This is a genomic window from Trichormus variabilis 0441 (assembly GCF_009856605.1).
GTDB classification, from domain to species: domain Bacteria; phylum Cyanobacteriota; class Cyanobacteriia; order Cyanobacteriales; family Nostocaceae; genus Trichormus; species Trichormus variabilis.
Genome location: NZ_CP047244.1, coordinates 63,473 through 79,259 on the forward strand (window position 1 = coordinate 63,473; position 15,787 = coordinate 79,259).

The 15,787-nt window shown below is 50.2% G+C and carries 14 protein-coding genes; 13 read left to right on the forward strand and 1 reads right to left on the reverse strand.

What is annotated here, in order from left to right; all coding sequences use genetic code 11:
- The first annotated feature begins 355 nt into the window (after nucleotides 1–355).
- The gene (gene groES, locus GSQ19_RS28420; RefSeq protein WP_011316757.1) at nucleotides 356–667 is read left to right on the forward strand and encodes a co-chaperone GroES; all 312 of its coding nucleotides are present in this window, start codon (nucleotides 356–358) and stop codon (nucleotides 665–667) included.
- 153 nt (nucleotides 668–820) lie between these two features.
- Nucleotides 821–2,458, forward strand: coding sequence for a chaperonin GroEL (gene groL, locus GSQ19_RS28425; RefSeq protein WP_011316758.1), 1,638 nt, complete (start codon nucleotides 821–823; stop codon nucleotides 2,456–2,458).
- 300 nt (nucleotides 2,459–2,758) lie between these two features.
- Here the strand turns inward: groL and GSQ19_RS28430 are convergent, their stop codons facing one another.
- Nucleotides 2,759–2,959, reverse strand: coding sequence for a hypothetical protein (locus GSQ19_RS28430; RefSeq protein ID WP_153228380.1), 201 nt, complete (start codon nucleotides 2,957–2,959; stop codon nucleotides 2,759–2,761).
- A gap of 294 nt (nucleotides 2,960–3,253) precedes the next feature.
- On the opposite strand from GSQ19_RS28430, the gene GSQ19_RS28435 reads away from it, so the two are divergent.
- The 11 genes from GSQ19_RS28435 to clpB all read left to right on the forward strand — a co-directional run bounded on the left by GSQ19_RS28435 (nucleotide 3,254) and on the right by clpB (nucleotide 15,749).
- Nucleotides 3,254–3,724: an Hsp20/alpha crystallin family protein gene (locus GSQ19_RS28435; protein WP_011316759.1), complete on the forward strand. Its 471-nt coding sequence runs from the start codon at nucleotides 3,254–3,256 to the stop codon at nucleotides 3,722–3,724.
- A gap of 45 nt (nucleotides 3,725–3,769) precedes the next feature.
- Nucleotides 3,770–4,360: a DsbA family protein gene (locus GSQ19_RS28440; RefSeq protein ID WP_011316760.1), complete on the forward strand. Its 591-nt coding sequence runs from the start codon at nucleotides 3,770–3,772 to the stop codon at nucleotides 4,358–4,360.
- 244 nt (nucleotides 4,361–4,604) lie between these two features.
- Nucleotides 4,605–6,494: a molecular chaperone DnaK gene (dnaK, locus tag GSQ19_RS28445; protein WP_011316761.1), complete on the forward strand. Its 1,890-nt coding sequence runs from the start codon at nucleotides 4,605–4,607 to the stop codon at nucleotides 6,492–6,494.
- 185 nt (nucleotides 6,495–6,679) lie between these two features.
- Nucleotides 6,680–7,453: a ChaB family protein gene (locus tag GSQ19_RS28450; protein WP_011316762.1), complete on the forward strand. Its 774-nt coding sequence runs from the start codon at nucleotides 6,680–6,682 to the stop codon at nucleotides 7,451–7,453.
- A gap of 32 nt (nucleotides 7,454–7,485) precedes the next feature.
- A complete protein-coding gene (locus GSQ19_RS28455; protein ID WP_011316763.1) occupies nucleotides 7,486–8,157 on the forward strand; it encodes a BON domain-containing protein in 672 nt (223 codons plus the stop codon).
- Nucleotides 8,158–8,306: 149 nt separating this feature from the next.
- Entirely contained in the window at nucleotides 8,307–9,146 is an 840-nt protein-coding gene (locus tag GSQ19_RS28460; protein WP_011316764.1) for an aldo/keto reductase, read from the forward strand.
- 188 nt (nucleotides 9,147–9,334) lie between these two features.
- Nucleotides 9,335–10,237 (forward strand): YfdX family protein, encoded by a 903-nt coding sequence (locus GSQ19_RS28465; RefSeq protein WP_011316765.1) that lies wholly within the window; start codon nucleotides 9,335–9,337, stop codon nucleotides 10,235–10,237.
- A gap of 396 nt (nucleotides 10,238–10,633) precedes the next feature.
- Nucleotides 10,634–11,677 carry a YfdX family protein gene (locus GSQ19_RS28470; RefSeq protein ID WP_011316767.1) on the forward strand — a complete coding sequence of 348 codons (1,044 nt, stop codon included), beginning with the start codon at nucleotides 10,634–10,636 and terminating at the stop codon, nucleotides 11,675–11,677.
- An 84-nt stretch (nucleotides 11,678–11,761) separates the two neighbouring features.
- Complete coding sequence (locus GSQ19_RS28475) at nucleotides 11,762–12,769, forward strand: DnaJ C-terminal domain-containing protein (RefSeq protein WP_011316768.1); 1,008 nt, start codon at nucleotides 11,762–11,764, stop codon at nucleotides 12,767–12,769.
- Nucleotides 12,766–13,083, forward strand: coding sequence for a chaperone modulator CbpM (locus GSQ19_RS28480; RefSeq protein WP_011316769.1), 318 nt, complete (start codon nucleotides 12,766–12,768; stop codon nucleotides 13,081–13,083). The genes GSQ19_RS28475 and GSQ19_RS28480 overlap by 4 nt, the downstream gene beginning before the upstream one ends.
- Before the next feature lie 44 nt (nucleotides 13,084–13,127).
- The gene (gene clpB / locus GSQ19_RS28485; protein ID WP_011316770.1) at nucleotides 13,128–15,749 is read left to right on the forward strand and encodes an ATP-dependent chaperone ClpB; all 2,622 of its coding nucleotides are present in this window, start codon (nucleotides 13,128–13,130) and stop codon (nucleotides 15,747–15,749) included.
- The last annotated feature ends 38 nt before the right edge of the window (nucleotides 15,750–15,787 follow it).

Consider the following 15,787-nt stretch of genomic DNA (forward strand, 5'->3'; position numbering starts at 1 on the left):
TAAGCTAAATCTCACAACCAATCACATTTGCAGTGCTTTGCAACTCAGCCGATATCTGCAACTATCAGTACATCCCACCATCGTACTCAATTAAGCTGAACCTCAACAGAAATTCTTGCACGCCCGGTTTTTGCCATACAACTGTTTTGCAACTTCCATGATTTCCTCAGAAAGTCCTTAGATTTTTTGGTTAAGGTAACAAGCACTGAGCAGTACCAATCAATATTTTTGACAAAAAAGGTAGGAGACATACTGCGGGGTACAGAAGAAAGATGACAAAAACTTTAGTTGTGGGTTTAAAGCCCACTCACTAATGTACCTACTGCCTCCTGCCTTCTCAACAGGAGAATAGCCTATGGCAGCCGTATCGCTGAGTATTTCGACAGTAAAACCATTGGGCGATCGCATCTTTATTAAGGTCGCGCAAGCGGAAGAAAAAACTGCTGGGGGAATTTTATTGCCCGACACCGCCAAAGAAAAGCCACAGATTGGAGAAGTGGTGCAAGTCGGCCCGGGGAAACGTAATGAGGATGGATCTCGTCAGCCAATGGAAGTGAAAATTGGCGAGCGAGTTCTCTATTCCAGATATGCCGGAACCGACATTAAACTCGGTAGCGAAGAATACGTGTTGTTATCTGAAAAAGATGTCCTGGCGATCGTGGAGTAAGCAGCTTTCAAAGGGACTGAGTATTGGGGAAAAGAGAGCAGGGGGAGCAGGGGGAGATAAAACTCCTAACTCTTGTACAGACGCGATTTATTGCGTCTCTATTCAGCACTACTGAAAACATCCTAATTAGTTATTCATAAGGACAACATTTCTATGGTAAAGACAATTCTGTACAAGGACACGGCCCGTTGGACATTGGAAAAAGGCTTTGACGCTCTGACCGAAGCCGTCGCTGTCACCCTCGGTCCCAAAGGGCGGAATATAGTTTTGGAGAAAAAATTTGGCGCTCCTCAAATCGTCAATGATGGAGTAACTATTGCCAAAGAAATTGAACTAGAAGATCCCGCTGAGAATACCGGGATTTCCTTGCTACGTCAAGCAGCCTCCAAGACAAACGATGTCGCGGGTGACGGAACCACCACTGCAATTGTGCTGGCTCACGCGATGCTTAAAGAAGGGCTACGCAACGTTACGGCTGGTGCCGATCCCCTGACGGTGAAACGGGGGATTGATAAAGCTACAGAATTCGTCATCGAAAAAATTCAAGAACACGCCCGTCCAATTAAAGATTCTAGGGACATTGAGCAGGTTGCAACCATTTCAGCGGGTAATGACCCCGAAGTGGGTCGGATTGTGGCTGAGGCGATGGAAAGAGTGGGCAAAGAAGGTGTAATCTCTCTAGAAGAAGGCAGATCCACAACGACCGAACTGGAAGTCACTGAAGGAATGCGCTTTGATAGAGGGTACGTTTCGCCTTACTTTGTGACTGATCCAGAGCGAATGGAGGCAGTGCTGGAAGAACCCCACATTTTAATCACCGATCGCAAGATTACAATGGTTCAAGATTTGGTGCCGATTCTGGAGCAAATTGCTCGCACGGGCAAACCCCTACTAATCATTGCGGATGACATTGAAAAAGAAGCCTTGGCAACTTTAGTTGTCAACCATTTGCGCGGTGTACTGCGAGTCGCGGCGGTGAAGGCTCCCGGCTTTGGCGCTCAACGTAAAGCCGTGCTGGAAGACATCGCGGCGCTCACAGGTGGTCAGGTGATTAGCGAAGATACGGGCTTGAAGCTAGAAAATGTCAGGTTAGAAATGCTTGGTAAAGCCCGGCGAGCGATCGTTACCAAAGACGACACAACCATCGTGGCAGAAGGCAACGAAGAAGCTGTCAAAGCTCGCATCGAACAAATTCGTCGCCAAATCCAAGAAGTTGAATCCTCCTACGATAAGGAAAAACTGCAACAACGGCTGGCGAAACTGGCAGGTGGTGTCGCGGTGATTAAGGTCGGTGCTGCCACCGAAACTGAACTCAAAGACCGCAAGCTACGTCTAGAAGATGCAATTAATGCCACCAAAGCCGCAGTTGAAGAAGGAATTGTGCCCGGTGGCGGTACAACAATAGCACACATTGCTCCCCAGCTTGAGGAATGGGCAAAGAGCCAAATGAAGGATGAAGAGTTGACGGGCACTATGATTGTGGCTCGCGCCCTTTATGCTCCACTACGTCGCATTGCTGATAATGCTGGTGCTAATGGTGCGGTGATTGTGGAGCGCGTCCGTGAACTGCCCTTTGATGAGGGATACGATGCCGTTGCTAATAAATTTGTGAATATGTTCGAGGCGGGCATTGTCGATCCAGCGAAGGTGACTCGTAGTGCTTTGCAGAATGCTGCATCTATTGGTGGTATGGTGCTGACCACTGAGGGTGTTGTGGTAGAAAAACCTGACAAGCAGGCGAAAGCGCCAGCTGGTGTCGGCCCTGGCCCTGGCGAAGGCTTCGATTATTGAGGAAACTGGGTATTGGGGAGCCAGTCGCGTGCAAAGAGAAGTGCGGTCTTTGGGAGACACTGCGTTGCGGTGAGGGGGTCGCAGTCTTGGCGGTGAGGCAGTCCGGTCTTGGGGTCTCCCCAAGTGGAGGAACTGCCGAACCCGTAAGGGTTTCCGCCGATTGCGATCCCCCGAACCCGTTCGCTGAAAGCGTTCCCGAAGCGTAGGGAGGTTCCCTCGTTGAGTGCAAGTGTCGTCTTTGCCCCTTCGGGTGACGCTCCTGCGTCGCTCTAAGCGTTCGCGTAGCGTCTCGTAGAGAAGCTATGCCGTAGGCTTTACGCTACGAAGATCGGAAGTTTCAACTCGACGGGAACCGGAGCCACTCCGGTCTTGGGGTCTCACGCCACTCCCCTCAAGTCGGGAAACCCCTTCGGGTTCGCCAGTTGCCTGCGGAGGGTAACCCTCCGGCAGCACTGGACTCACCGCCCACAGGGGTGGCTCCCCAAGTGGAGGATGTGGCATCCAAGACTTGAACTTCCTCACCAAGTGGAGCAACTTCGGAGTGTTTCCCCCGTTGAGCCAACTGGCGTAACTGAGAAAGGTTAAAGGGAAGTTATTTGTTTTTCCCCTTACAATTTTGCCTTGTCCCAATCCCCAATCATCATAATTTCCTCAGAAAGTCCTTAGATTTCTTCTCTATAGTGGCAACAGAGTTCAGCACTGGCATGATAGCAACGCTGTTTCAGCGACTGACAAAACCCAGTCTAATGCAGAATTCTAAACACTCAAGTATAGATCATCAGGAGACTTAAAATTATGGCACTCGTTCGTTGGGAACCTTTCCGAGAAGTTGAAAGTTTGCAGCGGCAGTTAAACCGCTTGTTTGATGAGATAGCACCGACAGGTCGTAGAGAAGAGGAAGGCATTGCCTTTATTCCCTCCGCAGAGATTCAAGAAACCCCCGATGCGGTTCATCTCAAGGTAGAAATTCCCGGTGTAGACCCCAAAGACCTAGATGTGCAGGTATCGCCAGAGGCAGTATCTATTTCCGGTGAGCGCAAGTCAGAAATCAAAACGGAAGAAAGAGGCATCACCCGCACCGAATTCCGCTATGGCAGGTTTCAGCGCGTGATTCCGTTGCCTACCCGTGTCCAGCACGATCAGGTGCAAGCAGAATACAAAGATGGCATTCTCAAGCTGAGGCTGCCCAAGGCTGAAGAAGATAGGAACAAGGTTGTGAAAGTAAACTTAGGTGACGGGCACAGGGGCAACGGGCAAGGGCAGTGACGCAATGTTTTCCAAAGCACTCCCTTAAGAGCAGGAGGTGACAACATGATCACAACAGCAACGGGCGAACTTAGCCTCCCAGTTAGCGATGCCTTCTCTTTCAGAGACGCTACCGCGAACGGCACACCTGAAGGTGAACGCGACCATATCCGAGGACCAAAAAACGCACCCGTCACCCTCGTGGAATACGGTGACTATGAGTGTCCCTATTGCGGTCGTGCCCATTTCATCGTCAAAGAACTCCAGCAGTTGACCGGGGATCTCATGCGCTTTGTCTACCGCCACTTCCCGTTAACTAGCGTGCATCCCCACGCCGAGCAGGCAGCAGAAGCAGCAGAGGCAGCTGCGGCGCAAGGTAAGTTCTGGGAGATGCACAACCATCTCTTTGAACATCAACAGGCACTCGATCGCAAACATCTAATAGAATATGCCGCTAACCTCGGTCTTGATGTGCCTCGGTTTAGTCACGAACTCGCCGAGCACGCCCACGCAGCCAAGATACGCGAAGACTTACTCAGCGGAATCCAGAGCGGGGTCAACGGCACGCCGACTTTTTTCATCAACGGTGTGCGCCACGATGGCTCTTACGACCTCCGCTCATTGTTAGCCGCGATTCAAAACGCAGCCGAATCCTGAGTGCTAAGGAGCCAGAGGGCAGAAGGTTCAAGGATAGATTCTTCCCTCTGCCAAAAGGTCACAAGCCCACGCCAGTTTGCTCAAGTCGGGAAATCCTTACTTTCAGAAGCCGTTGTTAAATCCCCCTAAATTTATTTATGGGGATTCCCGTTCTGCCCTCTGCCTTCTTAATACCATTTATTCAACTTGTCCTGAATCCAAACTCTCAATTTTTTATCTCAATCTTTGAAGGAGGTTGCTAACGATGGCAAAAATCGTTGGTATTGATTTAGGAACTACCAACTCCTGTATAGCTGTAATAGAGGGCGGACAACCCGTCGTCATTCCGAACACAGAAGGCGGTCGCACAACTCCGTCTGTGGTTGCCTACACCAAGAAGGGCGAAAAACTTGTCGGGCAAATTGCCAAGCGCCAGGGTGTAATGAACCCAGAAAACACTTTTTATTCTGTGAAGCGGTTCATCGGGCGCAGGTATGATGAAGTCACCCAAGAGGCAAAACAAGTTACTTACAAAGTGGTACGTGACAGTAATGGCAACGTCAAGCTACACTGTCCCGCTCTGAACAAGGAATTTTCACCCGAAGAAATCGCGGCTGAGGTAGTCCGCAAGCTGATAGATGATGCCAGCACATATCTGGGGGAACCAGTGAGGCAAGCGGTAATTACCACCCCTGCCTATTTCAATGACTCTCAACGGCAGGCCACCAAAGATGCCGGTAGAATTGCCGGGATTGAAGTTCTGCGAATTATCAACGAGCCAACGGCGGCTGCCCTCGCTTACGGACTTGACAAAAAAACTAACGAAACTATCTTGGTATTTGACTTAGGCGGTGGGACGTTTGATGTGTCTATCCTAGAAGTGGGTGATGGTGTGTTTGAAGTGAAAGCTACCAGTGGCGACACCCACTTGGGCGGTGATGACTTTGATAAGAGAATCGTAGACTGGCTAGCAACTGAATTCCAGCGTAACGAAGGCATCGACCTCCGTAAAGACAAACAAGCCCTGCAACGCCTCACCGAAGCAGCAGAAAAAGCCAAAATTGAACTGTCAGGCGCGACACAGACGAACATTAACTTACCTTTTATTACTGCAACCCCGGAAGGCCCGAAACATCTAGATATGACCTTAACGCGGGTACAGTTCGAGCAAATGTGCGCCGACTTGTTCGATCGCAGCCGCATTCCTGTCGAACAAGCTCTGCGCGATGCTAAACTGAGTCCCGCAGATATTGACGAAGTAATCCTAGTGGGTGGTGCAACTCGAATGCCGGCTGTCCAGCAACTGGTACGGCAGATAATAGGCAAAGACCCACACCAAGGTGTCAACCCGGATGAAGTCGTAGCAGTGGGCGCAGCGATTCAGGCGGGTGTGCTTGGGGGTGAGGTAAAAGACGTGCTGCTCCTAGATGTCACGCCGTTGTCGCTAGGTGTTGAAACTCTAGGTGGCGTGACGACCAAGATTATTCCGCGCAATACCACTGTCCCAGTGAAGAAGTCTGAGGTGTTCTCAACGGCGGCTGACGCACAAACAAACGTAGAAATCCATGTTCTGCAAGGCGAACGCGAAATGGCATCCGACAACAAGAGCCTGGGAACCTTCCGACTAGATGGGATTCCTCCAGCTCCCAGAGGTATGCCACAGATCGAAGTTACTTTTGACATTGATGCTAACGGGATTCTGTCAGCAACTGCCAGAGAAAAAGCCACAGGTAAAGAACAGTCCATTAGCATCACAGGTGCGTCTACCCTCGATAAATCTGAAGTTGAGCGGATGGTGAAAGAAGCCGATCGCAATGCGGAAGAAGACCGTAGGCGGCGCGAACAAATTGATACCAAAAATATGGCGGATTCTGTTGCCTATCAAGCCGAGAAACAACTTCAGGATTTGGGCGACAAAGTGCCACCAGCAGACAAGTCCCGCGTGGAAGGCTTAATTCGAGACTTGCGTCAGGCAATTGAGCAGAACAACATCGATCGCATGAAGTCCCTCACCAACGAAATTCAACAAGCCCTGATGCAAATCGGCACTGCGGTCTACTCACAAGCAGGTGCATCTCCAAACGGTGGTACTTCTACAGACCGTCAAGGCGGCGGTGAAGATGTCATCGATGCAGACTTTGTGGAACAAAAGTAACAAGACGCAGTGAACAGTCCGTTGCTTTGGTTCCCAGAGTTAAAGGAACTGCTTTAGCGAGCCTGCGTGCGTCACCCTTTGAGTAACGCAGTGAAATTATCAAATACTCTCTTCCTATCCCCGTGTCCTTAAATCTGCGCCACATTTCGTAATGTTATCTAGTTTTTTAATTTGGAGTAATTTTTATGACTTCTACATCTGAAAAAACCGCCCTCAAAAGTGTCTCTGCTATCTTCAAAGATGAGAAGAAGATGCAAGAAGTGGTTGAGCGTCTAATTGATCGCGGTATTCCCAAAGATCACATTTCGATTATTGGTCGCGACTTCCACGCCGAAACTCGCATCTCCGGATTTGTGACTAAACAAGATGTGATCTTGGATGGACTCGCCACCGGAGCGATTTTTGGATCGCTGTTTGGTTCTTTGTTGGCTTTACTTACGGGTGTGGGTGTGTTGTTCATTCCCTTTTTAGGAACCGTAGTAGCAGCAGGCCCTTTGGGAGCAGCATTATTAGGAGCGGCAGGCGGTGCTTTATATGGTTCCTTGGGAGCAGGCATTGGATCTGCCTTAATCGCAATGGGTATGCCGGAGGACAAAGCTACTATTTACGAAACACGCCTGAAAGCAGGTGAGTTTTTACTGGTCGCGGAAGTTCCACAAGAACAAGCAGACGAAGTTGTCTCACTGTTAGAAAGTGCGGGTGCGGAAGAAGTCGCTATCACTGACATGAAGATTCCCCGTCAACCAAAAGGTGAACTGGCAGATAATGAGCAGATTTCACCAGAAATTAGAGCAAATCTGTCGGACGACGCGCAAAAAACTTTTGTTGATACCTACAATCGGTCGTTCAGAGAAGCCAATGGAAAAGATAATGCCTTGACGAAGGCTTGGGATCGGGTCAAACAGGTGTTCGATCGCGACGAAAAAGGCACTTATTCCAGGTCTAAAGTCAGATCGTAAATTTCCAGAGGTAGCTCAAAGGAGAAACAACCATGACAACTGCAACCGCAACCCGAACTGACGAGGAAATCCAAAAGGATGTGCTGAATGAGTTGAAGTGGGATCCCCGCGTCCAGTCTACCGAAATCGGCGTGGCCGTCAAAAACGGTGTTGTTACGCTCACAGGCTGGGTCGATTCCTTTTACAAGCGCTGGGCTGCCGAAGAAGCTGCCCACCGCGTCCGTGGCGTACTGGCTGTGGCCAACGACATCGAGGTTCGGCTGCCGGTCTCTGCCGAGCGCACTGACGCCGACATTGCCGCAGCCGCCATTCATGCGCTGGAGTGGGATGCCGGCGTGTCCATCGATAATCTCGACGTCACGGTCTCCAAGGGCTGGGTCACGCTCAGGGGTGTGGTCGAGTGGGAGTACCAGAAGCGCGATGCCGAGCGGGTTGTCCGCCGCCTGAAAGGCGTCAAGGGGGTGACCAACTTGCTCACCATCAAGCCCCGCGTGTCGCCGTCGGAACTCAAGCAGAAAATTGAGCAGGCGCTGGTGCGCAGCGCGGAGACCGACGCGCTGCGGATCACGGTCGAGGTGGAGGGGAGCAAGGTCATCCTGAGGGGGGCGGTGCGCTCCTGGGCTGAGAAGCAAGAGGCGGAGCGGGCAGCGTGGTCGGCACCAGGAATCACCTCAGTGGAAAACCGGATCACGATCTCGCCCTAAGCCTGACCGACATCAGGAACGAGCCTGAGGATGGAGAGTGAGGATCGCATCGGCGCGTTCGCGCAGCGTACACAGAGTGTAATCGCGTAGTGTACACGAAGTGTAATTGCTAACTTGCAAAAGAAAAGAATCTAATCAGGAGAACAAGCATGGAACAGCGTCGGTTTGGTTCCACAAAGCGTGAGGTCGCGGTGATCGGTCAAGGGACTTGGTACATCGATCGCTGCGATCGCGCCTCCGCAATCGCCACGCTGCGTCGAGGTCTCGATCTCGGCATGACCCATATTGATACCGCCGAGATGTACGGCATCGCCGAGGAAGTGGTCGCCGAGGCGATCTTCGGGCGACGCGATGAGGTCTTCCTGGTCTCCAAGGTACTTACCGAGAATGCCTCTCGGCGCGGGACGATGGCGGCTTGCGAGAAGTCGCTTGCTCGCCTCAAAACTGATCGACTGGACTGCTACCTCTTGCACTGGCGCAGTCAGCACCCGTTGGAGGACACAATTGCCGCCTTCGAGCAGCTTCAGCACGAGGGGAAGATTCTCTCCTGGGGAGTGAGCAACTTCGATCTGCCCGACCTTGAAGAGGCCCGGGCGATCGCCGGCGAGGGTCGTTTCGTCTGCAACCAGGTTCTTTACCATTTGAAAGAGCGCGCGATCGAGCATGCCGTGATTCCTTGGTGTGAGAAGCATAGCGTCGCCGTGGTCGCCTACAGCCCGTTCGGTCACGGGCACTTCCCAGATCCGCACACGACCGGAGGCCGCGTGCTACAGGAAATCGCCGCCGCGCACAACGCGACCCCTCGCCAGGTTGCGCTTCGGTTCCTAGTGCGGCGGCCCTCGCTCTTCGCAATCCCCAAGGCCTCTAGCCCCGATCACGCAGCCGAAAACGCCGGGGCTGGGGAGCTCCAGTTGACCGAAGCCGAGCTTGATCGGATCGATAAAGCTTTCCCGCCCGGTCCCCGTCCCCACGTGCTTCCAATGCTGTAGCTCGCCTGCAACCAACGAAGAGGCAAGGGAGCAGTCCGAGTGGAGCAGGGGAGAAGCCTCTGGTACAAGACCAAAGGAAAAACTAATGGGCTAGTGAAGGCTTAGAAGTAGATTGAACAATTGTTTGGTCGCGATGAAAAAAACACCTATTCCAAACCCAAAACAAATTAACAAACAAGGAGAAGATTATGAACTCTACGACATTGAATCAGCCCAATCCTCAATCTCAGCAGGAGATTGAACAGGAGAGGCAAAAGGCAACGAATGAGGCTCAAAGTTCCCTAGATCAGGACGCAATCGCCGCGCTCGAAGAAACTCGCAATGCAATCAACGCCATTGACCAGGGAAATACTCAAGAAGCACTTCAAGCTCTGGAACGGGCAACTGGAAAACTTGATATTCTCCTGGCACGCTACCCTGAACTGGCTCTGGTTCCTGTGTCAACTCAGATAACCATTATCGATCTTGCCCCTCGGGATTTTGATTTGATTGAGCCAATTCGCGATGAAGCTAAGAGGGCTGTGAATGAGGAAGATTTTCCGACTGGGCGTGCACTGTTGCACAACCTAGTGAGCGAGATTCGCACATCAACCGTCAATCTGCCACTTGAGACGTATCCTGATGCCATGAAGGAGTCCGCCCGATTGTTGCATCAAGGGAGAAACGATGAAGCCAGAGCGGTAATGCAACTGGCACTCTCAACTCTGGTGGTGACAGAACAATCTCGACCCATTCCACTGATTAATGCCCTTACTGAACTAGCTGCTGCAATGGCTTTAGCCGCTCAGGGACAGGATCAACAGAATCAGGACCAGCAAAATCGGGACCAAGTACTGCGGTTGCTGGAAGATGCTCGCACCCAACTCAAGCTGGCGAGAGAACTGGGCTATGCTAGACGCGATCCCGAGTACAAAGAACTTGACCGGGCAATCAAAGACATTGAGCGGCAAATCAGGGCAAAGGAGAAAACAGAAAGTCCATTTGCCAAACTCCGGGAAAAGTTCTTTAGTTTCTTCAACCGGGTGTCCAGAGTCAACAGACCATCTCATGAAAGTCAGCAAACCCAAAGTCAGCAAACAGCTAATGCTTGATTGGGTTTAAACCTATCAAGGTGAGGGTTAGCCATGCTGCAACCCCGATCAACAGTGGCAACTTGCAAAACACCGATTTGGATAAGGTTTCCAAATCGGCAACAATTCTCTACAGCACGCTTGTGACCAAAGAAAGGGTATAAGGGTGTGGGGGTGTGGGGGAGCCACTGCGGTGGTGTTAGCGTAGCGGTAGCGACGCAGGAGCGTCGGCAGTCCGGTCTTGGGGGTTCTCCCCCAATCCCCACTTCGTGGGGGCCCCGAGTCCCCCAGAAGGAACTGCTGAAAGGGTTTCCCGGCATAAAGCACCTGGCATCGGGTTAAGCGCGTTGTAGCGACTGGCATCAAGTGGCGTTGTAGGGGAAAACCTGAATAATCCTTAGACCCAAAAAGGTACAGATGTTTGATCGCGACGAAAAAGGCATCTATCCCAGGCGCAAAGCAAGTTTACAAACCAGGAGAATGATCGTGAACCAATATCACAGATTCTTTAGAAGGCTGCAAGTCCTGTTAGTGGGTATTCTTTTCTCCACGCTTTTATTCATCGCTCCCGTTCATGCAGTTAGCTCTGCTGCGGTATCTCCTGAAAGATTGAATCAGCTTGATACTAGTCTTCAGCAGGAGATTGAAAAGGAGAGGCAACAGGCAACAGCTGAGGCTGAAAGTAAACTGGATCGAGAAGCGATCGCCGCAATTGAAGAAACTAAAAAAGCGATCGCTGCCATTGAGCGGGGAAAGACTCAAGAAGCAATTGCTGCCCTAGAACGAGCAACTGGAAAAATTGACATTCTAGTAGCACAATACCCTAAACTAGCTCTAATTCCGGTGGCGGCTCAGGTAGCGATAATCGATTTTGCCCCTCAGGATTTTAATTTGGTTGACCGAATTCGCAAACAAGTTAAGTCTGCTGTAAATGCAGAAGATTTTCCGGCGGCTCGCGAACTGTTGAACAACCTGATGAGCGAGATTCGCACAGCAATCGTCAATCTGCCATTAGAGAGATATCCAGATGCTACCAAGCAGGCAGCTCGGTTGTTGAACGAAGGCAAAATTGATGAAGCCAAAGGCGTGCTGCAACTTGCGCTCTCAACTTTAGTGGTCACAGAACAAGCTCGACCCCTGCCGCTAGTCAAAGCCCATACCGATCTAGTGACTGCGGTTACTTTAGCAGAGAAGGATCGCGACGCAGCACAGAGGTTGCTAGAAGATGCTCGTGTCCAACTCAAGTTAGCTCAAGAACTAGGATATGCCAGAGGCGATCGCGAGTATGCAGCATTTGACAAAGCAATTCAAAATCTAGAGCGGCAAGTTAAGGCACGTGAGAACACAGCAGGCGCATTTGCCAAGCTTCAAGAACAATTCTCTAGTTTCTTCAACCGAGTATCCGAAGTCGTTAAACCAGATGATTCCTCAAATAGGGCAGAAGCCAGGAGACGCGATTAATCGCGTCTGTATAAGAGTGAGGAGTTTTATCTCCCCCTGCCCCTCTGCCCACCCGTCCCATCGCGTTAATTTCAAGAGGTGCTGATGGTTGCAGCAACCGATTTCAAAGATTATTACGAAATTCTGGGTGTCAGTAAGAACGCCACTCCGGAGGATATCAAAAAAGCCTACCGGAAATTGGCACGGAAATATCACCCGGACTTAAATCCTAAGGATAAGCAAGCCGAAGCGCGGTTCAAAGAAATTAACGAAGCTAATGAAGTGCTGTCTGACCCAGAAAAACGCCAGAAGTATGACCAGTATGGTCAGTACTGGCAACAGGCTGCGGCGGGTACACCTCCACCCAGAGGGGCGGGTACACAAGGTTATGATTTTAGCCAGTATGGCAACTTTAATGATTTCATTGATGAATTGCTGGGAGGGTTAGGTCGCAGTGGCGGTCGTACAAGGCAGCGCACAGCTAATTATCGCACTACAACAAGACCAGAAGGATTCCGGGAATACGCCGACTTTGGCTATGGAGAAGACCCCTTCGGCCGCTTCACTGAAGTTCCCGCACAGGATACGGAAGCAGCGATCGCTCTCACTTTTTCTGAAGCATTTCACGGTACACAGAAGCAGCTACAAATTGATGGAGAAACTATCACTGTTCGCATTCCGCCAGGAGTAAAATCGGGAAGCCGCATTCGAGTCAAAGGCAAAGGACAGATGAGTCCTTTTATTCAGCAACGCGGCGATTTGTATCTGACAATTGAATTATTGCCCCATCCTTTCTTCAAATTTGAGGGCGACAATCTTGCTTGCGAAGTACCTGTCAGCCCAGAGGAAGCTGTACTTGGCGCACAAATAGATGTTCCTACGCCCGATGGCAAGGTAACGATGACGATTCCGGCCGGTGTGGATTCCGGTCAAGCACTCCGACTACGTGGCAAGGGCTGGCGCGATCCAAAAGGTAATCGTACCGCTTTGATCGTGCGGTTAAAAATTGTGACTCCCAAAGATTTGAGTCCCCAAGAAAGAGAGTGCTATGAAAAATTGCGGCAGGTCAGTAGTTTTAATTCCCGTCAAGGCTTAACGGAGGTGCGGTTATGAGTTCTAACCTGAGTTTGTCTTGCGTGGTGTGGTCAGAAACAGGCGATCGCCTCTATAGTTTCGAGCAAGCCGCCTACCTCACCCAAACCTCGGTTTTATTACTAGAACGATTTGTCCGCCTGGGACTAATTGAACCTGTAGGAATCATGCTGCGCCGACAGGATATCTTTCGCGTTGTGCAGATTCAAAGGTTGCACCGCGATCTGAACTTGAATTGGGTCGGAGCAGCAATGGTGCTAGATATGGTAACTGAAATTGACCAACTCAAGGCGCAACTGCGTGCCTACCGTGCTGAATTACAAATTCGTAATTAAGAGCGTTAACAAAATAATTTATTTCTCAGCTAAGGGGCACGATTATGCAACCAACCAATCCCGAGCAATTTACCGAAAAAGCCTGGGAAGCCCTTGTTCGTACTCCCGAAATTGCCAAGCAGTTTCAGCATCAGCAGATTGAGAGCGAACATTTGATGCTAGCGCTACTGGAACAGGAAGGACTCGCCAGTTCTATTTTCAACAAAGCCGGGGTAAATGTTCAAAAACTACACGAGCGCACTATCGACTTCATCAACCGTCAGCCCAAAGTATCGGGGGCTAGCAGTGGTTCGGTATACATCGGACACAGTTTAGAGAGGCTGCTCGATCGCGCCGAACAATACCGCAAAGAGTTTGGTGATGAATATATTTCTATTGAACATTTAATACTTGCCTTTGCCAAAGACGATCGCTTTGGTAAAGGGTTGTTTCAAGAATTTGGACTGGATGAAAAAAAACTCCGCAACATCATTCAACAGATTCGAGGGAGTCAAAAAGTGACAGATCAAAACCCAGAAGTTAAATATGAAGCGCTAGAAAAATACGGACGCAATTTAACCCAATTGGCACGTGAAGGCATACTCGACCCAGTGATTGGACGAGATGAAGAAATTCGCCGCACGATTCAAATCCTTTCTCGTCGGACTAAAAATAATCCCGTGCTGATTGGTGAACCCGGTGTCGGTAAAACAGCAATTGTAGAAGGATTAGCGCAGCGCATTGTCAGTGGTGATGTCCCGGAATCATTGCGCGATCGCAAACTAATAGCTTTAGACATGGGTGCGTTAATTGCCGGAGCCAAATACCGGGGAGAATTTGAAGAACGCCTGAAAGCTGTCTTAAAAGAAATCCAAGAAGCACAGGGACAAATCGTCTTGTTCATTGACGAAATTCACACTGTAGTTGGTGCGGGTGCAACGCAAGGATCGATGGATGCTAGCAACTTGCTCAAGCCGATGCTCGCTCGCGGCGAATTGCGCTGTATTGGTGCCACCACGCTAGATGAATACCGCAAGTACATTGAAAAAGATGCGGCTTTGGAACGTCGTTTTCAGCAGGTGTATGTCGATCAGCCCAGTGTGGAAGATACCATCTCAATTCTGCGCGGTTTGAAAGAGCGCTACGAGTTACACCACGGCGTGAAGATTTCTGATAGTGCGTTAGTTGCGGCAGCTACTCTGTCTGCGAGATATATTAGCGATCGCTTCCTACCCGACAAAGCTATTGATTTGGTGGATGAAGCTGCGGCTAAACTAAAAATGGAAATTACTTCTAAACCAGAAGAATTAGACGAAATTGATCGCAAAATTCTGCAACTGGAAATGGAGCGGCTGTCACTGCAAAAAGAAACAGACAGTGCTTCCAGAGAGCGTTTAGAACGGCTGGAGAGAGAACTTGCAGAGTTAAAAGAACGCCAAGATGCCCTCAATGCTCAATGGCAAGCAGAGAAGCAAATCATCGATCGCATTCGCCAAATTAGACAAGAGATTGAGCGTGTCAACGTAGAAATTCAGCAAGCCGAACGCGATTACGACCTCAACCGGGCAGCAGAACTGAAATACAGCAAACTCACTGAGCTGCAACGACAACTAGAAGAAGCCGAAGCGCGACTAGCTCAAATCCAGACTAGCGGTAAATCTCTGTTGCGCGAAGAAGTCACCGAAGCTGACATTGACGAAATTATCTCCAAGTGGACGGGTATTCCGGTGAGCAGACTGGTTGAATCGGAAATGCAAAAACTTTTGCATCTGGAAGAAGAGCTACATAAACGTGTGATTGGTCAGGACGAAGCTGTAAGAGCTGTTGCTGATGCAATTCAACGTTCCCGTGCTGGGTTGGCAGACCCGAATCGTCCCATTGCTAGCTTTATTTTCTTAGGCCCGACCGGGGTGGGAAAAACAGAACTGGCAAAAGCTTTAGCGGTATATCTGTTTGATACCGAAGATGCACTGGTGCGGATCGATATGTCCGAATACATGGAGAAACACACTGTTGCCCGTCTCATCGGTGCGCCTCCAGGTTACGTGGGCTATGAAGAAGGCGGACAACTCACCGAAGCGATTCGCCGCCGACCTTATTCTGTAATTCTGTTTGACGAAATTGAGAAAGCTCATCCTGATGTATTCAACGTCCTGCTGCAAATCCTGGATGATGGTCGCCTAACTGATTCTCAGGGACGCACAGTAGATTTTAAAAATACGATCGCGATTATGACCAGCAATATTGGTTCAATATACATTTTGGATGTGGCAGGAGACGATAGCAAGTACGAACAAATGCGCGATCGCGTCATGGAAGCAGTGCGAGAAAGTTTCCGCCCCGAATTCCTCAACCGCATTGATGAAATCATTATCTTCCATAGCTTGCGGAAGGACGAGTTGCGCGAAATTGTCAAACTACAAGTGCAGCGTTTAGAGGAGCGACTGCGCGAGCGTAAACTCTCGCTCAAAATCTCCGACGAGGCTCTCAATTGGATTGTTCAGGTCGGTTATGACCCAGTTTACGGTGCTCGTCCCCTGAAGCGGGCGATTCAGCGAGAACTAGAAACTCCGATTGCCAAAGCGATTCTACGCGGCGAGTTCCACGAAGGCGACACAATCTACGTCCATGTGGAACACGAACGACTGGTGTTGAAGCGCTTATCACCTGAACTGGTCAATGCTTAGAGGGGGCAGAGGAGTACAAGGGAGAGATAACTCTTGGA